Below are 17,082 nucleotides of genomic sequence, written 5' to 3' on the forward strand. Positions count from 1 at the left end.
TTTGGCAATTCAGTCCTATAATCCCTGCGCGCGTCGTACTTCACGCACGACAGACGCGAAGAGTGGATGCGCTGCATCGAGCCCGCAGACCTGCAGAACCACCTGCTCTGCGCTTTCGACTCGGAGCATCCGTTGCAGCTCGACGCTCTGCTCGTCGTCCGCAACGTCAAAGCGCAGCACCGCACCGATGGCGCCCACAAGCGCCTCGGGCATGAGGCCCGATTCGATCAATTCCGCGGCCGGGCCGATGAACCGCTCGTTGCGGCTGAGCTTGCGCAGCGGCTGGCGGCCCACTCGTTCGACGGTGTCGAGCAGGGCCGGGTTGCTGAACCGAACGAGGATCTTCTCACGGTAGGCGCGCTGGGCGGCTTCGTCGAGTCCGTGTTTGGCGACGAGCAACGCCGACGTCTCTTCGAGCACGGCGCGGGCGGCGAGCACGACAGCCGGCACGTCCAGCGCCTCTGCGATCGTACTGACGCCGGCGCGGCTGCCGAGGTAGGCGATGGTGGCGTGCCCGGTGTTCACCGTGAAAAGCTTGCGTTCGATATAGGGCAAAAGATTATCCACGAACGTGGCTCCCGGAATGACCGGAACCGCGTCGCCGAATGCACCGCGTTCGATGACCCATTCATAGAAGGCCTCCACCGTCACCGTCAGGCCGGCATCCGCCGCCTGGTTGGGCACGATGCGGTCGACGGCCGTATTCGCGAAGGCGGCGCGTGCCGAGACGGCCGGCCAGTCGGCACCGGTCACGTGGCTGTGCACGTGCTCGGCGAGAAGGTCGGTGGCGTTGATGGCGTTCTCGCACGCCATCACGGCCAGCGGCGGCAGCGACACTGCCCGGCGAGCCAGCCCCGCCGCGATGAGCGGGGCAACGAACTTGAGGATGTTCGGTCCGACGGCCGTCGTCACGATGTCGGCCGTGGCGATCTCGTCGATCAGCGCGTCGCTGTCGGTGGCGCTGTTGATGGCGCGAAACCCCGTCACCGTGTGCTGGCGTGCCCCCTCCCCCTTCTCGTGCACCTCATAGCTGGGTGCGGCGTGCAGCGCGTCGATGAGGCTCGCATTCACGTCGGCGAAGACCACCTCGTACCCGGCTTCGTGCAGCAGGAGTCCGACAAAGCCGCGTCCGATGTTGCCCGCGCCGAAGTGAATAGCCTTCATTCTGCGTTGACCTCCTCGAGCAGGGCGTAAATTTCTTCGGCCGAGCCGGCGTCGATGAGTTTGGCCACCTCGTCTTCGTCGGAGAACACGATGGCGATCTTGGAGAGGATCTCGAGGTGCTCATTGTTGAGCCCCGCGATGCCCACGGCGAAGCGCACCGGCTGGCCGTTCCAATCGATCGGTTCGGCATAGCGCACGAGCGACAGGGCGGAGCGCAGGATGGACTCCTTCGCGTCGTTCGTGCCGTGCGGGATGGCGAGGAAGTTGCCCATGTACGTCGAAACGGATGCTTCGCGCTCGAACATGGACGCCACGTAGTCATCGCTCACGGCGCCGGACGCCACGAGCAGGCCGCCGGCCTCGCGAATCGCCTCGTCGCGCGTACGGGCCGTACCGCGGGCGATCAGGTCACGGGGTTCGAGGATCTGGCTCATGAGATGACTCCTTCGTTGGTCTGGTGCTCGAGCATGCCCACGACTTCGTCGTACTTCGGGCTGTTCATGAAGTTGTCGACGGAGACATGCACGGAGTCGGGTGACTTGGCCCGCGCACGGTCGGTCAGGTCCTGGTGTGTGATCACGAGATCGGCGCTGCCGTCGAGGTTGGCGATGGCCTGGTTGGTCACCGTGATTCCCGCGATGCCGGCCTTCTTGATCTTGTTGCGCAGCACGGAGGCGCCCATCGCACTCGAGCCCATTCCGGCGTCGCACGCGAACACGATGTTGCGGAAGTCGCGAGTGGGGGCGTTGCCGCCGGCTGCGGCATCCGTTTCGGTGGAGCCGACGAGGCTACCGAGCACCGAACTGGATTTGCCCTTATTGGCCTGGGTCTTCGCCACGGCGGCGGTCAGGTCGAGACCGGCACCATCAGCGAGGTCACGGCGACGGCTGGCGCGCAGGATGACGGCGGCGATCAGGAAGGAGACCGCTGCCGCACCGATAACCGACAGGATGACGCCGATGTAGCTGTCCGGCGAGGTCTGGAAAAGCACGGCGAAGATGCTGCCGGGCGAGGCGGGAGCGCGCAGGCCGGTGGCGAATGCCACGTTGATAGCCACACCGGTCATACCGCCGCCAATGGCGGCCAGGATGAGAATCGGCTTCATGAGCACGTAGGGGAAGTAGATCTCGTGGATGCCGCCGAGGAACTGGATGATGATCGCGCCGGGCGCACTGGCCCGGGCGATGCCGGTTCCAAAGATTGTGAACGCGAGCAGGATTCCCAGTCCGGGACCGGGATTGGCCTCGAGCAGGAACAGGATCGATTTGCCGGTGTCGGATACCTGCTGCACGCCGAGCGGGGTGAGCACGCCATGGTTGATGGCGTTATTGAGGAAGAGGACCTTGCCCGGTTCGATCAGGATGCTCGCGAGGGGCAGCAATCCGTTGGCGATCAGAAAGTCGACACCGGTTTCGAGCAGTTTGCTCAGCCCGGTCACGAGCGGGGCGATGCCGACGAACGCGCCGAGGGCGAGGATGGCTCCGAGGATTCCCGCCGTGAAGTTGTTCACGAGCATCTCGAAGCCGGCCTTGATCTTGCCCTCCCAGATGCTGTCGACCTTCTTGAGGAGGTAGGCGGCGAGCGGACCTACGATCATGGCTCCGATGAACATCGGTATGCTGCTGCCGACAATCACACCCATCGTGGCGATCGTGGCGATCACGCCACCGCGGGTGTCATAGATCATGCGGCCACCCGTGTTGGCGATCAGCAGCGGCAGCATGTAGATGATCATCGGGTCGACGAGGGTTGCAAACGTCTCGTTGGGGGTCCATCCGGTGGGGATGAACAGCGCGGTGATCAGTCCCCATGCGATGAAGGCGGGAATGTTGGGCATGACCATTCCGCTGAGGAATGTGCCAAAGCGCTGCACGTGCACTCGAGTGCCCGTTCGCTTGGTGTCGGCTGACGTCGTCGTCATTTCAGTACCTTTCTAGGGTGTGCTGTAGGGGAGGGTTCACAACAAGAAGATGAATCAAGAAATATGGCGGCCTGGGTCGTGACCACTTCGCGGGCGGATACCGCGTCCTCGGCTGCGAGGGCAAGCTCGGCCAACAGCCGGGCCTGCGCACTGGTGAAGTCCGCCAGGACCGCTCGCACGTCGGCGAGGGCCGAGGCTGACATCGAGAGGCTCGTTGCGCCCAGGCCGACGAGCACCAGGGCGAGCAGTGGATCCGCGGCGGCCTCACCGCACACGCCGACGGGCTTGCCGAGCGCGGCACCGGCGGCACCGACCTCGGCCACCAGGCGCAATACAGCAGGGTTCCAGGGATCTTGAAATGCGGCCACGGAGCCGAGCAGGCGATCGGCCGCGAGCGTGTACTGGGTGAGGTCGTTCGTGCCGATCGAGGCGAAGTCGGCATGCTGCAGAATACGATCGGCGAGAAGGGCGGCGGCGGGGATCTCGATCATCACCCCGGCAGTCCTGAGTCCGAGCTCGCGCGCGAGTGCCACGAAGTAGCGGGTCTCCTCGACGGTGGCGACCATCGGGGCCATCACCCACAGGTCAGCGTCGGTGGCGGCGTCCGCCTGGGCGAGCGCTTCCAGTTGGTCGCGCAGGATCTGTTCGGATGCGCGCAGCGCGCGCAGTCCCCGCAGGCCGAGGGCCGGGTTTTCTTCGCGGGCGTCGTTGAGGAAGGCCAGCGGTTTGTCCGCACCGGCATCCAGCGCCCGTACCACGACCTTCTTGCCGGGGAAGGCGCGCAGCATCCGCTCGTATTCGGTGCGCTGCTCGGCCACGGTCGGCGCGGTGACGGCGTCGAGAAACAGGAATTCGGTGCGGAACAGGCCAACGCCCTCCGCGCCGAGGGCGACGGCCGCGGCCGCGCCGTCGGCCGACCCGAGGTTCGACAGCAGCGGAATGGGGGTGCCGTCCGCGAGGCGGCCCGGCGACACCGGCGCGAGCGCGCGGGCCGCCCGGGCGGCCACACGTGCGTGGGCTGAGGAGAGTTGCTCGGCACTGGGTGATGTGATCACCAGGTTGTTCGCGGCGTCGAGAATGACCTCGTCGCCATCGGTGAGGCCCGCCGCACCGTTCGTGCGCACGATGGCCACGATGGACTTCTCGCGTGCCAAAATGGCGGTGTGCGAGGTGGGACCCCCGTCGAGGGTGATGAGACCGAGCACCTGGCTCAGGTCGAGGGTGGCGGTATCGGCCGGAGCCAGGTCGCGAGCCACAAGAATAAACGGATGTCCCCGGTCGGGTACCCCGGGCGCCGAGACTCCGTGGAGATGCGCGACGACTCGCTGGGAGACGTCGTCGAGGTCGCCCGCTCGCTCGGCCAGGTAGCCGCCGAGCCCGGTCAGCATGTCTCGAAAGGCCGCGAAGGCTTCGAAGACCGCTCGCTCGGCAGTCGCGCCGGCGGCGAGCCGCAGTGTGACGTCGTCAACGAGGCTGGGGTCCTCAGCCATCATGGACTGGGCCTCGAGGACCTCGCCGGCCATTCCACCGGCCCGCGCCGCGCGGGCGAGGAGGTCGGCGGCGACGGCGCCGAGCGCTGCGGCGACCCGGTCGCCCTCTTCCGCCGGGGTCAGCGCGCTGGGCGTGGCGACGGGGTCGGGTAGCGGGTCGGGCATGCGCACGACACGGCCCACAACGACACCCTGGCCGATTCCGATTCCCTGCAGTTCCATAACGGATTCCTTAAGCGTCGTGGTCGATGAGCAGCAGCCCGGCCAGCTCGTCGAGGAGAGTCTCGGCCGTGTCACCATCGGCCGCAAGGGTGACCTCGTCGCCGTGGCCGATGCCGAGGGAAATGACGCCGAGGATGCTCGCGGCGTTCACGGTCTTGCCGCCGGTCTTGGTGAGCGTGACGGGAATACCCGCGGCCGCGGCGGCCTGGCTAAAGAGTTTCGCCGGACGGGCGTGCAGTCCATTGGTGGATCCGATGAGAACCGTTCGTTCGAGCATTGCGGTGCCTTTCGTTGCGTCTGAGTTGTGCAGCATGGGTTGGTTTCCCCGAGTCATGAACGGGTGCCGGCCATCACGAGAACCAGGTCGAGGGCCTCTTCGCCATCGCGGGCGGTGAAGACCGTCGTGGACATCAGGCTGGCCTGCACGCCGGCCGCTGCGGCCTGCTGCTGGATCCGGGCGAACAGCGCTTCCAGATGCGGACCCACGAGTAGCACATCGATGACCGGCAGCACGTTCGCCAGATCTGATTCGCTTCCGGCGGTCACCTGAGCCGCAACGCCCCGGGCCGCCGCGCTCCTGCGCAGCCGCAGCGCCACGAACGTGCTGGACGCACCGGCGCCACATACAATATGAATCCTCATCGATTCACCCTTTCGTCGTCGACGCACAACACGCTCAGTGAAGTCTGCCGGGCACCTCGTCCGGGGGCCACCAGACTCGTTTCCGCACCCCCGGAAAAGCTCGGGTTCGGCGGATAAGATCAAGGTGTTGGGACCGCGCACGACAGAGAACAAGGCACAGAACAAGGCACAATGAGCGATAAGCAATCGAGGATGCTCGACTATCTCTTCCGCTCCCCGGACTGGGTCACGGCGGGTGAACTGGGCGAACACCTCGGCGTGACTGCGCGCACGGTGCGCAGCTACGTCACGAGCGTGAAGACGGCGGCGGATCCGCTCGAGGTGATCGAGTCGGGGCCGGCCGGCTACCGCGTCAACCGTGAGGCCTACACGGCATTCCGTGCAGTACCGCCGGGGCAGCACCGAGAGAACGACACACCGCAGCGCCGTTTGTACCAGCTGGTTCGTCGTGTCATCGACTCGGCAGAAGGCCTTGATGTCTATGAGCTCGCGGCCGATACTTTCGTGAGTGACTCCACCGTCGAGGCCGATCTGTCCCGAGTGCGCGCATTACTGCCAGGCACGGGACTCTCCCTGGCTCGCCACGGCAGCAGGGTGACCCTTCTCGGATCCGAAACCGACCGGCGTCGCCTGATCAGCCGGATGTTCCGTGAGGAGTTCGCCCGCGGTTTTCTCGAACTCGCGGCGATCCAGAAGGAATTCGCGTCCGACAGCCTCGGTGCGTTCAAGACCGACCTGATCGCCATGCTCGACGCCCAGGGTTATTTCGTGAATGAGTACGGCACCAACAATGTTCTGCTGCACGTGGCCATCGCCGTGGACCGGGTGAGCAAGCGCGCTGCAGCCCGGGCCGACGACGCACCAGCCGTCGGCGCACACCTCACGGTCGCGTTGGCCAGTCTCATCGACACCCATTTCGGCGTCGTGCTGGATGTCACCGACCTCGCCTATCTCGTGCTCCTTCTCCAGACCCGGGTAGTGACGCCCGGACATGACGAGGCCACCGACGCGATCAGCGCAACCGTTGCCTGTGCCGGGGACCTCGAGGTTGTGCGACGCATCGTGGCCCAGACCAGCGAGGAATACCTTGTCGACCTGGCCGACGAGGATTTCATCACCCGACTCACGCTGCACGTGCGCAACCTCATCGACCGCGCCCAGGTGCGGGATTACTCACGGAACCCGCTCACCCGGTCGATCAAGACCGCTTATCCGATGATCTACGAACTCGCTGTGTTCATCGCGAGCGAACTGCAGCGTCAGGAGCAGATCCACATCAACGATGACGAGATCGCCTACATCGCGATGCACGTCGGGTCATACCTGGAACAGCATTCGCAATCCGAGCAACTCGTCTCCTGCGTGATCGTCTGCCCCAATTACTACACGATGCACGTGCAGTTGCGTCAGCGCATCGAACGGGTTCTCGGTGATGACTTGACCATCGTGGACCAGATCACGCGCAGTGACGTGCCGTGGGCAGACCTTCGCGCCGACCTCGTGCTCACCACGATCGATCCGCCGGTCCCGGCCGAGGGCGTGATCGTCATCCAGCCGTTTCTCACGGAGCGCGACGTGCACCGAATCCGCGAGGCGGCCATCCGTGTGCGCCGGCTTCGTCGGCGGTCGCACATCAAGAATGACCTGCTGCAGTTTTTCGACGAGTCCCTCTACCTGCGCAACTTCGCCGCCCCCGACGAGGAGGCGATGATCCGCGAGCTCGGCGGGCGCATGGTCGCGCGCGGACTCATCGACCCGAGCTATGTCGACGGCGCTATCGAGCGCGAGCGCATGTCGTCGACCGCCTTCACCGACCACCTCGCCGTTCCCCACGCCATGGCCATGACCGCGCAGCAGACGTCCATCGCCATCGCGGTCAACGACTCCCCCATGCCCTGGGGTGACAGCCGCGTCAATGTCGTGGCCCTGATCGCGTTCAGCGCTGCCGGGCGGGCGTCGTTCCAGTCCGTCTTCGATCAGTTCGTCGAGGTTTTCACCGAACGCGCCGACGTGCAGCGTCTCATCAAGCGCTCGGTGGACTTCCCGTCCTTCATCGACGAGCTCGTGCACCTCATCGACCAATAGACACTAGGCGATCGGAACGGGAACGATGCCGAACGGGGCGAGGCCGGCGGCTCCGCCGTCTTCAGCGGTCAGTACCCAGATGCCGTCCTTGTGCACGGCGATGCTGTGTTCCCAGTGCGCGGCGGCCAAGCCGTCGCTCGTGGCGACGGTCCAGTCGTCGTCGCGGGTGTAGGTGTCGATCGATCCGAGCACGACCATCGGCTCGATGGCGACGACCAGGCCCGGCTTCACGTCGGGGCCCTTCTGGCGCACACGGTAGTTGAACACCGGCGGGGCCTCGTGCATGGAGCGTCCGATGCCGTGGCCGACGTAGTCGGTGAGGATTCCGTAGGTGCCCTGCGATTCCACATAGTCTTCGATGGCATCGCCCACCTCGTTCAGGTGCCGGGCGGTGTGCAGTCGGGCGATACCGTGCCAGAGCGACTGCTCGGTCACGTCGGAGAGCTTCTGGCGTTCGGCCACGACCTCGGGCCGTGATGCGTCGGGCAGTACGAAGCTGAACGCGGCGTCGCCATTCCAGCCTTCGATGATCGCGCCGCTGTCGATCGAGACGATGTCGCCGGCGCCGAGTCGGCGTGCGGAGGGGATGCCGTGCACCACGTCATCGTTCACCGACGCACACACGGTGTGGTGGTAGCCCTCTTCGAGCTTAAAGTTGGGTTTGCCGCCCAGCGCCAGGATCGCGGCCTCGGCCGCGGCGTCGATGTCGAGAGTGGTGGCGCCGACGACCAGGGCCGCGCGGGCAGCCCGAAGCGATGCCGCGGTGGCCAGACCGGGCGCGACCATGAGGCGCAGTTGCGCTGGATTCTTGTAGATGGAACGACGAAGACTCACTGATTTCCTACAAACTAGCTCCGAAGACGGGAGCGATATTTTACGTACCTGGCTGTTCACATGATGATGGGCCGGGCCGTGAGGCCCGGCCCGAAACGGCTAAACCGGCTCAAAAAACCTGGTTCAGGTCGTGGTGGCGCTGGCGCACAGGCCTCGTTCGGTCAGCGCAGCAAGAATGCGTTCGGTGACCTCTTCCACGGCGCCGAGGCCGTCGATGGTGACCACGAGGCCACGGGCGCCGTACACGTCGATCAATGGAGCGGTCTGTTCGGCGTAGACGTCAAGACGGTGACGGATGACGTCGGCCGTGTCGTCCGCGCGGCCTTGCTCGACAGCACGCTTGAGCAGCCGCGCGACAACTTCGTCGGTGTCGGCCGTGATCAGCACGACGACATCCAACTGGGTGCCCTCGGCAATGAGCAGACGGTCGAGTTCAGCGACCTGATCGGTCGTACGCGGGTAACCGTCGAGGAGAAAACCGCCGGCAGCATCCGCTTCTTTCAATCGGTCTGCAACGATCGCGTTGGTGAGGGTGTCTGGCACGTAGGCGCCAGCATCCATGAACGACTTGACCTCGAGCCCGAGCTCGGTTTTGTTGGTCACGTTGTAGCGAAAGATGTCGCCGGTGGAGATGGCGGGAACTTCGCAGGCCAGCGCCAGGCGCTCGGCCTGCGTACCCTTGCCCGCACCGGGTGGGCCGATCAACAGTAAACGCGTCATTTAAGAAGTCCCTCGTAGTGTCGCTGCTGTAGTTGCGAGTCGATCTGCTTGACCGTCTCAAGCCCCACGCCGACGATAATCAGAATGCTCGCGCCGCCGAACGGGAAGTTCTGGTCGGCGCCGACAACCGAGAACGCGATCAGCGGAATCAGAGCGATCAGGCCCAGGTAGATCGAGCCGGGAAGAGTGATGCGCGTCAGCACGAAGTCGAGGTACTCGGCGGTCGGTCGGCCAGCCCGAATGCCGGGAATGAACCCGCCATACTTCTTCATGTTGTCGGCGACTTCTTCGGGGTTGAACGTGATAGCGACGTAGAAGTAGGTGAAGCCGATGATGAGCAGGAAATACATTGCCATGTACAGCGGCTGGTCACCACCGGTGAGGTTCTGCGAGATCCACACCACCCAAGCCGGGGCTTCAGCGCCTGCTGCCGGTTGGTTGAACTGCGCGAGCAGGGCCGGCAGGTACAGCAGCGAGGAGGCGAAGATCACTGGAATCACGCCGGCCATGTTGACCTTGATCGGAATGTAGGTGTTGTTGCCGCCGTAGGTGCGACGCCCGACCATGCGTTTGGCGTACTGCACGGGAATTCTTCGTTGCGATTGCTCCACGAAGACGACGCCGGCGACCACCAGAATGCCCACGATCAGCACGATGATGAGGGTATTCAGTCCCTGCTGGTTGCCGATGGCGCTCAGCGAGCCGGGAAACAATGCCGCGATCGAGATGAAAATCATGAGCGACATGCCGTTACCGACGCCGCGCTCGGTGACGAGCTCACCCATCCACATGATGACGCCGGTGCCGGCGGTCATGGTGATGACCATGAGCATGATGGCGTACCAGGCATCGTTGGTGATCAGCTGCGTGCATTCGGTGCTGGCGGATGTGCCGAACAGGGCGCCGCTGCGGGCCACGGTGATCAATGTGGTCGACTGCAGAATGCCCAGGGCGATGGTCAGGTAGCGGGTGTACTGGGTCAAGGTGCTCTGGCCCGATGCACCTTCTTTGTACAGGGTGTCAAAGTGCGGGATGACCACGCGCAGCAACTGCACGATGATCGAGGCCGTGATGTACGGCATGATTCCGAGTGCAAAGACACTCAACTGGAGCAGGGCGCCACCGCTGAAGAGGTTGACGAGCTCGTAGAGACCGCTCGTGCCCTGGTTGGCAGCGAGACACAACTGCACATTCGCGAAGTCCACGAAAGGGGTCGGAACGAACGAGCCCAAACGGAACAGAGCAATGATGCCCAGGGTGAAGCCGATCTTCTTTCGAAGGTCGGGTGTGCGGAAAATCCGCGCAATGGCGCTGAACAAGAAGGCCTCCAGATTTTTACGCAGATCGACAATGCAGATCGATATAGAGCGGCACTCGACTTAAAACGATCGAGCTTGTCGAATCACACCAAACGATTGACTCGATTGACGGATTCGACAAGCTCGACTGAGCGTCTACGGACTTACTTTACAGATCCACCCGCGGCAACAATTTTCTGCTCAGCTGAAGCAGAGACCTTGTCGACCGTCACGTTCAGCTTAACGGTAATTTCACCGGTTCCCAGAACCTTGACTTTTTCATTGTCACGAACTGCACCCTTGGCGATCAGGCTGGCGATGGTGACATCGCCGCCGTCCGGGTAGAGCACTTCGAGCTTTTCCAGGTTGACAACCTGGTACTCGACGCGGAACGGGTTCTTGAATCCACGCAGTTTCGGGGTGCGCATGTGCAGAGGCATCTGCCCACCCTCGAAGCCAACGCGCACGCTGTAGCGTGCCTTCGTGCCTTTGGTGCCTCGACCCGCGGTCTTACCCTTGGATCCTTCACCACGGCCAACGCGCTGGCGGGCCTTCTTCGCTCCGGGCGCCGGGCGAAGGTGGTGTACCTTCAGCACGTGCTCGCGGGGCTCAGTCGGCTCCGCTGCAACAGCGGCCTTCTTGGGTGCAGCGGCCTTTTTCGTGGCAGGCTTGTCGGCTACTTTGGTAGCTTCCTTCTCGTCAGCCATTAGTCAATCTCCTCGACCTTTACGAGGTGAGCGACGGTGTTGACGTAGCCACGGTTCTGCGAGTTGTCCTCGCGGATTGTGACGGCGCCAATACGTCGCAGACCCAGGCTGCGAAGAGTGTCGCGCTGGTTCTGCTTCTCACTAATTTTGGACTTGATCTGTGTGATCTTCAGCTGGGCCATCAGGCACCTGCCTTCGCGGTTGCAGCCGCTGCAGCTGCAGCAGCGTCGGCACGAAGAAAACGAGCCGGAGCCACGTCTTCGTAGGCGAGGCCGCGGCGAGCCGCAACCGCACGCGGCTCTTCGAGCTGGTGCAGTGCCGCAACCGTGGCGTGCACGATATTGATGGTGTTCGACGAACCGAGCGACTTGCTCAGTACGTCGTGGATGCCAGCGCATTCGAGTACGGCGCGCACCGGGCCACCGGCGATAACGCCGGTACCTGCTGCTGCCGGACGAAGCAGAACGACGCCGGCTGCGGCCTCACCCTGCACGGGGTGCGGGATGGTCAGGCCAACGCGAGGAACGCGGAAGAAGTTCTTCTTCGCCTCTTCAACGCCCTTGGAGATAGCGGTCGGGACCTCGCGGGCCTTACCGTATCCAACGCCAACCAGGCCGTTACCGTCACCGACGACGACGAGAGCGGTGAAGCTGAAGCGACGACCACCCTTGACGACCTTCGATACGCGGTTGATGGTGACGACGCGCTCCAGGAACTGGCTCTTGTCGGCATCGCGGCTTCCGCGGTCCTTGTTCGGGTTGCGCTCACGCCCACCACGACGAGCCTCGCGAGGCTCGTTCTGCGGCGGAGCAGTGGAGGCAGCGGTTTCAACCGGCGCCTCGGCAACGGCAGCAACAGGTGCTGTGGTTTCGATCTTTTCAGTGCTCACAGGTTCAATCCACCCTCTCGAGCTCCTTCAGCGATGGCTGCGACGCGTCCTGCGTACTTGCTGCCACCACGGTCAAATACAACGGCTTCGATGCCGGCGGCTTTCGCACGCTCAGCGACAAGCTCACCGACCTTGCGGGCCTTGGCGGTCTTGTCACCATCGAAGGTGCGCAAGTCCGTTTCGAGCGTGGACGCCGACGCAAGGGTGAAACCCTTGCTGTCGTCGACGACCTGCACGAATACGTGGCGAGCCGAGCGTGTGACGACAAGGCGCGGGCGAAGCGCCGTTCCCTCGATCTTCTTGCGAAGACGGGTGTGTCGACGTCCGCGGGCTGCGGTCTTGCTCTTGCCTCTAGTTCCGAGTCCCATGGTTACTTACCGCTCTTTCCGGCCTTGCGGCGAACAATCTCGCCGGCGTAACGCACACCCTTGCCCTTGTAGGGCTCTGGCTTGCGAATCTTACGGATGTTGGCGGCAACCTCGCCGACGGCCTGCTTGTCGATTCCGCTGACCGTGAGCTTGTTGACGCTCTCGACGGTCAAAACGATTCCGACAGGCGGCTCGACGACGACCGGGTGCGAGAAGCCGAGGGCGAACTCAACAGAGGTGCCCTTCTGCGCCGCGCGGTAACCGGTACCGACGATTTCAAGACCCTTGGAGTAACCAACGGTTACGCCGATGATCTGGTTGTTGATCAGGGTGCGGGTCAGACCGTGCAGCGAACGCGACTGGCGTTCGTCGTTCGGACGCGTGACGAGAACGTGACCGTCCTCGATCGACACCGAGATGGGATTGGAAACGACGAGAGCGAGCTCGCCCTTCGGGCCCTTGACGGAGACGGCCTGGCCGTCAGCCACAACCGTTACCCCAGCGGGGATCGGGATGGGGAGTCTTCCAATACGTGACATTCTCAGTTACCACACGTAGGCGAGAACTTCTCCGCCTACGCCCTTCTTCTCAGCCTGGCGGTCGGTGAGCAGACCGCTGGAGGTGGACAGGATGGCAACGCCGAGGCCACCGAGAACCGTGGGGATCTCGGTTGACTTTGCGTACACGCGCAGGCCGGGCTTGGAAACCCGCTTGATGCCGACGATGGAACGCTCGCGGTTCGGACCGAATTTGAGGTCCAGCGTGAGGGTCTTGCCTACTGTTGCATCCTTGACGGTCCAGGCGGAGATGTAACCCTGAGCCTTGAGGATGTCAGCGATGTGCGCTTTCAATTTGCTATGCGGCATGGACACGGTGTCGTGATACGCCGAGTTCGCGTTGCGCAGTCTGGTCAGCATGTCTGCGACCGGATCTGTCATTGTCATTTTGTGGTGCCTTTCTCGCCTGGTTTCGCCCATCCGTTACACGAATGACGACCTGTGGTGGTGGGGAACCCGATCGGTTGATCGGCTTCCGGGGTGAAAATCTGTGTGCGCCCGGCTTACCCAGTGTTCATGCACTGGATGCGGGCGGGACCAACCTGGGTTGGGAGCCTGCTAAGCGCAAGCTCCCAACTCTAGTTGAATTTGTTCCGGTGTAGTTGGACTACTTCTGTGCGTCGTCCGACTTGAACGGGAAGCCGAGCGCCTTGAGCAGCGCGCGACCCTCGTCGTTGGACTTCGCGGTTGTGACAACCGTGATGTCCATACCGCGAACGCGGTCGATGCGGTCCTGGTCGATCTCGTGGAACATGACCTGCTCGGTCAGACCGAAGGTGTAGTTGCCCGCACCGTCGAACTGCTTGTCGGACAGACCGCGGAAGTCACGAATACGCGGAAGGGCCAGGCTGAGCAGCCGGTCCAGGAACTCCCACATGCGGTCGCCACGAAGAGTGACGTGGGCGCCGATGGGCTGTCCCTCACGCAGTTTGAACTGCGCGATGGACTTGCGAGCCTTGGTGACCTGCGGCTTCTGGCCGGTGATCTTGGTGAGGTCAGAAACCGCACCGTCCATCACCTTGCCGTCGCGTGCTGCTTCTCCGACACCCATGTTGACGACAATCTTCGTCAGGGTGGGGATACGGTGCACGTTGGTGAAGCCGAGTTCCTCGGAGAGCTTGGCACTGATCTCATCGCGGTACTTCTGCTTCAGACGCGGCAGGGCCTTGACGGGCGCGGCGCCCGTAATGGTGTCAGTCATTAGAGGTCCTTCCCTGACTTCTTGGCGTAACGGATGCGGACCGTCTTGGTGACGCCGTCCTTCGTTACCTCTTCCTGGCGGAAGCCGACGCGGGTCGGCTTCTTGGTCTCCGGGTCGACGACGGCAACGTTGGACACGTGGATGGGGGCTTCGAAGGTCTCGATGCCGCCCGTCTTGGTGCCGCGCTGGGTCTGGCCGACGCGAACGTGCTTGGTCACGAAGTTGATGCCCTCAACGAGGACACGGTTCTTCTCGACGTCGACGGAGATGATCTTGCCCTGCTTGCCACGGTCTCCGCCGCGAGCCTGGCTGCGGCCGCTGATGACCTGAACGAGGTCACCCTTTTTGATTCTGGCCATGATTAAATAACCTCCGGTGCCAGCGAGATGATCTTCATGAACTTCTTGTCGCGAAGCTCGCGACCGACCGGTCCGAAGATTCGGGTGCCGCGGGGGTCACCGTCTGCCTTCAAGATCACTGCAGCGTTCTCATCGAACTTGATGTAGGAGCCGTCTGGACGACGAGTCTCCTTCTTGGTACGAACGATGACAGCTTTGACGATGTCACCCTTCTTGACGTTGCCGCCCGGGATTGCATCCTTGACCGTGGCGACGATGACGTCGCCCAGGCCTGCGTAGCGACGGCCGGAGCCACCGAGAACGCGGATGGTCAAAAGTTCCTTGGCGCCGCTGTTGTCGGCAACCCTGACTCGTGATTCTTGCTGAAGCACTTTATAACTCCTTTACGTCAAGTAAGCGCGAGGCTTACTTGGCCTTCTCAAGAATCTCGACCAGGCGCCAGCGCTTGGAAGCGCTAAGCGGACGGGTCTCGCTGATCAGGACCAGGTCGCCGATGCCGGCGGAGTTCGCCTCGTCGTGCGCCTTCAGCTTGGATGTACGGCGGATAACCTTGCCGTACAACGGGTGCTTCACGCGGTCTTCGACCACGACAATGATGGTTTTGTTCATCTTGTCGCTGGTCACGTAACCACGCAGCGTCTTGCGGTAACCGCGTACGAGCTCGTTGGCTTCGCCTGCGACGACCGTTTCGTCAGTCTTCGCCATGACTAGGCCTCCTTCGTCTCGACGGCCTCGGCTGCAGCGTCATCGGTGGACTCCACTACTGCCTTGGCCTTCTTGGTCTTCTTCTCAGCCTTCTCAGCCTTGGCCGGAGCCGGGGCTGCGATGGGCGTGGCACGAATGCCCAGCTCGCGCTCACGGAGAACCGTGTAGATGCGAGCGATGTCGCGCTTGACCGCGCGGAGGCGGCCGTGGCTCTCAAGCTGACCGGTAGCCGACTGGAAGCGCAGGTTGAACAGCTCTTCCTTGGCCTTTTTCAGCTCTTCGAACAGCTTTTCATTGTCAAAAGTATCGAGCTCGACTGGGGCGAGCTCCTTGGTGCCGATCGCCATTATGCGTCGCCCTCCTCGCGCTTGATGATGCGTGCCTTGAGGGGCAGCTTGTGAATTGCACGGGTCAGCGCCTCTTTCGCAACGGCGTCAGTGACACCGCTGAGCTCGAACAGAACGCGACCCGGCTTGACGTTGGCAACCCACCACTCGACCGAACCCTTACCGGAACCCATGCGGGTTTCGGCCGGCTTCTTGGTCAACGGACGGTCGGGGTAGATGTTGATCCACACCTTCCCGCCACGCTTGATGTGACGCGTCATGGCGATACGAGCGGACTCGATCTGACGGTTGGTCACATAGGCGGGGGTGAGCGCCTGGATGCCGTACTCACCGAAGGACACCGTGGTGCCACCGGTAGCGTGGCCGGTGCGACCCGGGTGGTGCTGCTTACGGTGCTTGACCCTACGTGGAATCAACATTATTTAGCCTCCGCGACCGCTGCGACGGGAGCCGCTGCCGGCGCATCTGCACGAGGTGCACGACGCGGTCGATCGTCACGACGCTCGGGGCGGGACGACTTAGCGTTGGCCTGCTCGCGAGCGAGTTCCTTGTTGGTGATGTCGCCCTTGTAGATCCAGACCTTCACGCCGATACGGCCGAAGGTGGTCTTGGCTTCGTAGAAGCCGTAGTCGATGTTCGCGCGCAGGGTGTGCAGGGGCACACGACCTTCGCGGTAGAACTCGCTGCGGCTCATCTCGGCGCCACCCAGACGGCCAGACACCTGGATGCGAACACCCTTGGCGCCGGCGCGCTGTGCACCCTGCAGGCCCTTACGCATCGCGCGGCGGAAGGCCACACGTGCGGAAAGCTGCTCGGCAATACCCTGCGCGACGAGCTGGGCATCCTGCTCGGGGTTCTTGACCTCGAGGATGTTCAGCTGGATCTGCTTGGCGGTGAGCTTCTCAAGGTCTGAGCGGATGCGCTCGGCCTCCGCGCCGCGGCGACCGATCACAATGCCCGGACGGGCGGTGTGAATGTCAACGCGAACACGGTCACGAGTGCGCTCGATCTCGATGCGGCTGACGCCGGCACGGTCAAGGCTGGTGCTCAGCAGGCGACGAATCTTGACGTCTTCTGCAACAAAGTCAGCGTAACGCTGACCCGGCTTGGTCGAGTCAGAGAACCAACGCGATACGTGATCGGTGGTGATTCCCAGACGGAAGCCATAGGGGTTTACTTTCTGACCCATTACTTCGTACCCTCCTCAGGAGTGGTGAGCACAACCGTGATGTGGCTGGTGCGCTTCTTGATTTCGAATGCGCGACCCTGGGCACGAGCCTGGAAACGCTTGAGGGTCGTACCCTCGTCAACGAATGCCCGGCTGATGAACAGGTCCTGCTCGTCCAGATACGTGTTCGCTGCATCTGCCTTGACCCGGGCGTTGGCAATGGCCGAGGCCACCAGCTTGTACACCGGATCGCTCGCGCCCTGGGGCGCGAACTTCAGAATTCCCAGCGCTTCGTGCGCCTGCTTGCCGCGGATCATGTTGACAACGCGACGAGCCTTCTGGGGGGTAACGCGGATGTGACGCACGCGTGCGATCGACTCCACCATTTCTTCTCCTCCTTCACGT

General features: G+C 63.2%; 24 protein-coding genes. 1 reads left to right on the top strand and 23 read right to left on the bottom strand.

Translation table 11 applies throughout. The annotated features are described in order from the left end of the window. Positions 1-15: 15 nt before the first annotated feature. The 6 genes from E3T38_RS03445 to E3T38_RS03470 are packed head-to-tail and all read right to left on the bottom strand — an operon-like array spanning position 16 to position 5,439. Positions 16-1,164 (bottom strand): mannitol-1-phosphate 5-dehydrogenase, encoded by a 1,149-nt coding sequence (locus E3T38_RS03445; protein WP_134546190.1) that lies wholly within the window; start codon positions 1,162-1,164, stop codon positions 16-18. Then, positions 1,161-1,598 carry a PTS sugar transporter subunit IIA gene (locus E3T38_RS03450; protein ID WP_134546192.1) on the bottom strand — a complete coding sequence of 146 codons (438 nt, stop codon included), beginning with the start codon at positions 1,596-1,598 and terminating at the stop codon, positions 1,161-1,163. The genes E3T38_RS03445 and E3T38_RS03450 overlap by 4 nt, the downstream gene beginning before the upstream one ends. Further along, positions 1,595-3,085 carry a PTS mannitol transporter subunit IICB gene (locus tag E3T38_RS03455; protein ID WP_134546194.1) on the bottom strand — a complete coding sequence of 497 codons (1,491 nt, stop codon included), beginning with the start codon at positions 3,083-3,085 and terminating at the stop codon, positions 1,595-1,597. The genes E3T38_RS03450 and E3T38_RS03455 overlap by 4 nt, the downstream gene beginning before the upstream one ends. After that, entirely contained in the window at positions 3,082-4,797 is a 1,716-nt protein-coding gene (ptsP, locus tag E3T38_RS03460; protein WP_134546196.1) for a phosphoenolpyruvate--protein phosphotransferase, read from the bottom strand. The genes E3T38_RS03455 and ptsP overlap by 4 nt, the downstream gene beginning before the upstream one ends. Before the next feature lie 10 nt (positions 4,798-4,807). Then, a complete protein-coding gene (locus E3T38_RS03465) occupies positions 4,808-5,074 on the bottom strand; it encodes an HPr family phosphocarrier protein (RefSeq protein WP_134546448.1) in 267 nt (88 codons plus the stop codon). Positions 5,075-5,127: 53 nt separating this feature from the next. Beyond that, on the bottom strand, positions 5,128-5,439 hold the full coding sequence (locus tag E3T38_RS03470; RefSeq protein ID WP_134546198.1) for a PTS sugar transporter subunit IIB: 312 nt from the start codon (positions 5,437-5,439) through the stop codon (positions 5,128-5,130). Between the two features lie 171 nt (positions 5,440-5,610). Between E3T38_RS03470 and E3T38_RS03475 the strand changes: the two genes are divergently transcribed. Beyond that, positions 5,611-7,524, top strand: a complete 1,914-nt coding sequence (locus tag E3T38_RS03475) for a transcription antiterminator (protein WP_134546200.1) — start codon at positions 5,611-5,613, stop codon at positions 7,522-7,524. 3 nt (positions 7,525-7,527) lie between these two features. Here E3T38_RS03475 and map read toward each other — a convergent pair whose 3' ends face one another. The 17 genes from map to rplV all read right to left on the bottom strand — a co-directional run bounded on the left by map (position 7,528) and on the right by rplV (position 17,063). Continuing rightward, positions 7,528-8,358 carry a type I methionyl aminopeptidase gene (map, locus tag E3T38_RS03480; RefSeq protein ID WP_241984269.1) on the bottom strand — a complete coding sequence of 277 codons (831 nt, stop codon included), beginning with the start codon at positions 8,356-8,358 and terminating at the stop codon, positions 7,528-7,530. Between the two features lie 123 nt (positions 8,359-8,481). Then, positions 8,482-9,078, bottom strand: a complete 597-nt coding sequence (locus E3T38_RS03485) for an adenylate kinase (protein ID WP_134546202.1) — start codon at positions 9,076-9,078, stop codon at positions 8,482-8,484. Beyond that, positions 9,075-10,397, bottom strand: coding sequence for a preprotein translocase subunit SecY (secY, locus tag E3T38_RS03490; protein ID WP_134546204.1), 1,323 nt, complete (start codon positions 10,395-10,397; stop codon positions 9,075-9,077). Before secY ends, E3T38_RS03485 begins: the two co-directional genes overlap by 4 nt. 143 nt (positions 10,398-10,540) lie before the next feature. Further along, positions 10,541-11,083: a 50S ribosomal protein L15 gene (gene rplO / locus E3T38_RS03495; RefSeq protein WP_134546206.1), complete on the bottom strand. Its 543-nt coding sequence runs from the start codon at positions 11,081-11,083 to the stop codon at positions 10,541-10,543. Next, complete coding sequence (gene rpmD, locus E3T38_RS03500; protein WP_066597599.1) at positions 11,083-11,265, bottom strand: 50S ribosomal protein L30; 183 nt, start codon at positions 11,263-11,265, stop codon at positions 11,083-11,085. Before rpmD ends, rplO begins: the two co-directional genes overlap by 1 nt. Further along, positions 11,265-11,972 carry a 30S ribosomal protein S5 gene (rpsE, locus tag E3T38_RS03505; RefSeq protein ID WP_370448980.1) on the bottom strand — a complete coding sequence of 236 codons (708 nt, stop codon included), beginning with the start codon at positions 11,970-11,972 and terminating at the stop codon, positions 11,265-11,267. The genes rpmD and rpsE overlap by 1 nt, the downstream gene beginning before the upstream one ends. Beyond that, positions 11,969-12,340 carry a 50S ribosomal protein L18 gene (gene rplR / locus E3T38_RS03510; protein ID WP_134546208.1) on the bottom strand — a complete coding sequence of 124 codons (372 nt, stop codon included), beginning with the start codon at positions 12,338-12,340 and terminating at the stop codon, positions 11,969-11,971. Before rplR ends, rpsE begins: the two co-directional genes overlap by 4 nt. Before the next feature lie 2 nt (positions 12,341-12,342). Continuing rightward, positions 12,343-12,879 (bottom strand): 50S ribosomal protein L6, encoded by a 537-nt coding sequence (gene rplF, locus E3T38_RS03515; RefSeq protein ID WP_104127858.1) that lies wholly within the window; start codon positions 12,877-12,879, stop codon positions 12,343-12,345. A gap of 6 nt (positions 12,880-12,885) precedes the next feature. Next, positions 12,886-13,284 carry a 30S ribosomal protein S8 gene (gene rpsH / locus E3T38_RS03520; RefSeq protein ID WP_092107248.1) on the bottom strand — a complete coding sequence of 133 codons (399 nt, stop codon included), beginning with the start codon at positions 13,282-13,284 and terminating at the stop codon, positions 12,886-12,888. Positions 13,285-13,504: 220 nt separating this feature from the next. After that, positions 13,505-14,098: a 50S ribosomal protein L5 gene (rplE, locus tag E3T38_RS03525; RefSeq protein WP_104198461.1), complete on the bottom strand. Its 594-nt coding sequence runs from the start codon at positions 14,096-14,098 to the stop codon at positions 13,505-13,507. Then, positions 14,098-14,457 (bottom strand): 50S ribosomal protein L24, encoded by a 360-nt coding sequence (gene rplX, locus E3T38_RS03530; protein ID WP_134546210.1) that lies wholly within the window; start codon positions 14,455-14,457, stop codon positions 14,098-14,100. Before rplX ends, rplE begins: the two co-directional genes overlap by 1 nt. Before the next feature lie 2 nt (positions 14,458-14,459). Next, complete coding sequence (rplN, locus tag E3T38_RS03535) at positions 14,460-14,828, bottom strand: 50S ribosomal protein L14 (protein ID WP_092451145.1); 369 nt, start codon at positions 14,826-14,828, stop codon at positions 14,460-14,462. Between the two features lie 34 nt (positions 14,829-14,862). After that, positions 14,863-15,162, bottom strand: a complete 300-nt coding sequence (rpsQ, locus tag E3T38_RS03540) for a 30S ribosomal protein S17 (RefSeq protein ID WP_134546212.1) — start codon at positions 15,160-15,162, stop codon at positions 14,863-14,865. A 2-nt stretch (positions 15,163-15,164) separates the two neighbouring features. After that, positions 15,165-15,509: a 50S ribosomal protein L29 gene (rpmC, locus tag E3T38_RS03545; protein WP_134546214.1), complete on the bottom strand. Its 345-nt coding sequence runs from the start codon at positions 15,507-15,509 to the stop codon at positions 15,165-15,167. Continuing rightward, positions 15,509-15,928 carry a 50S ribosomal protein L16 gene (gene rplP / locus E3T38_RS03550; protein ID WP_035880247.1) on the bottom strand — a complete coding sequence of 140 codons (420 nt, stop codon included), beginning with the start codon at positions 15,926-15,928 and terminating at the stop codon, positions 15,509-15,511. The genes rpmC and rplP overlap by 1 nt, the downstream gene beginning before the upstream one ends. Continuing rightward, positions 15,928-16,698 carry a 30S ribosomal protein S3 gene (gene rpsC / locus E3T38_RS03555; protein ID WP_104127853.1) on the bottom strand — a complete coding sequence of 257 codons (771 nt, stop codon included), beginning with the start codon at positions 16,696-16,698 and terminating at the stop codon, positions 15,928-15,930. The genes rplP and rpsC overlap by 1 nt, the downstream gene beginning before the upstream one ends. Beyond that, positions 16,698-17,063, bottom strand: coding sequence for a 50S ribosomal protein L22 (rplV, locus tag E3T38_RS03560; RefSeq protein WP_035880249.1), 366 nt, complete (start codon positions 17,061-17,063; stop codon positions 16,698-16,700). Before rplV ends, rpsC begins: the two co-directional genes overlap by 1 nt. Between the last annotated feature and the right edge of the window lie 19 nt (positions 17,064-17,082).

The organism is Cryobacterium sp. Hb1 (assembly GCF_004403585.1).
GTDB lineage: Bacteria > Actinomycetota > Actinomycetes > Actinomycetales > Microbacteriaceae > Cryobacterium > Cryobacterium lyxosi.

Excerpts from the sequence above, each read along its gene's own strand:
- ptsP (WP_134546196.1), bottom strand. The coding sequence starts at position 4,797 with ATGGAACTGCAGGGAATCGGAATCGGCCAGGGTGTCGTTGTGGGCCGT.
- rplX (WP_134546210.1), bottom strand. The coding sequence starts at position 14,457 with ATGGCCAGAATCAAAAAGGGTGACCTCGTTCAGGTCATCAGCGGCCGC.
- E3T38_RS03455 (WP_134546194.1), bottom strand. The coding sequence starts at position 3,085 with ATGACGACGACGTCAGCCGACACCAAGCGAACGGGCACTCGAGTGCAC.
- E3T38_RS03450 (WP_134546192.1), bottom strand. The coding sequence starts at position 1,598 with ATGAGCCAGATCCTCGAACCCCGTGACCTGATCGCCCGCGGTACGGCC.
- rpmC (WP_134546214.1), bottom strand. The coding sequence starts at position 15,509 with ATGGCGATCGGCACCAAGGAGCTCGCCCCAGTCGAGCTCGATACTTTT.
- E3T38_RS03470 (WP_134546198.1), bottom strand. The coding sequence starts at position 5,439 with ATGAGGATTCATATTGTATGTGGCGCCGGTGCGTCCAGCACGTTCGTG.
- rplF (WP_104127858.1), bottom strand. The coding sequence starts at position 12,879 with ATGTCACGTATTGGAAGACTCCCCATCCCGATCCCCGCTGGGGTAACG.
- rpmD (WP_066597599.1), bottom strand. The coding sequence starts at position 11,265 with ATGGCCCAGCTGAAGATCACACAGATCAAGTCCAAAATTAGTGAGAAG.
- E3T38_RS03465 (WP_134546448.1), bottom strand. The coding sequence starts at position 5,074 with ATGCTCGAACGAACGGTTCTCATCGGATCCACCAATGGACTGCACGCC.
- E3T38_RS03485 (WP_134546202.1), bottom strand. The coding sequence starts at position 9,078 with ATGACGCGTTTACTGTTGATCGGCCCACCCGGTGCGGGCAAGGGTACG.
- E3T38_RS03475 (WP_134546200.1), top strand. The coding sequence starts at position 5,611 with ATGAGCGATAAGCAATCGAGGATGCTCGACTATCTCTTCCGCTCCCCG.
- rplP (WP_035880247.1), bottom strand. The coding sequence starts at position 15,928 with ATGTTGATTCCACGTAGGGTCAAGCACCGTAAGCAGCACCACCCGGGT.
- rplR (WP_134546208.1), bottom strand. The coding sequence starts at position 12,340 with ATGGGACTCGGAACTAGAGGCAAGAGCAAGACCGCAGCCCGCGGACGT.
- rplV (WP_035880249.1), bottom strand. The coding sequence starts at position 17,063 with ATGGTGGAGTCGATCGCACGCGTGCGTCACATCCGCGTTACCCCCCAG.
- E3T38_RS03445 (WP_134546190.1), bottom strand. The coding sequence starts at position 1,164 with ATGAAGGCTATTCACTTCGGCGCGGGCAACATCGGACGCGGCTTTGTC.
- rplE (WP_104198461.1), bottom strand. The coding sequence starts at position 14,098 with ATGACTGACACCATTACGGGCGCCGCGCCCGTCAAGGCCCTGCCGCGT.
- rpsH (WP_092107248.1), bottom strand. The coding sequence starts at position 13,284 with ATGACAATGACAGATCCGGTCGCAGACATGCTGACCAGACTGCGCAAC.
- rpsQ (WP_134546212.1), bottom strand. The coding sequence starts at position 15,162 with ATGGCGAAGACTGACGAAACGGTCGTCGCAGGCGAAGCCAACGAGCTC.
- rplO (WP_134546206.1), bottom strand. The coding sequence starts at position 11,083 with ATGGCTGACGAGAAGGAAGCTACCAAAGTAGCCGACAAGCCTGCCACG.
- rpsC (WP_104127853.1), bottom strand. The coding sequence starts at position 16,698 with ATGGGTCAGAAAGTAAACCCCTATGGCTTCCGTCTGGGAATCACCACC.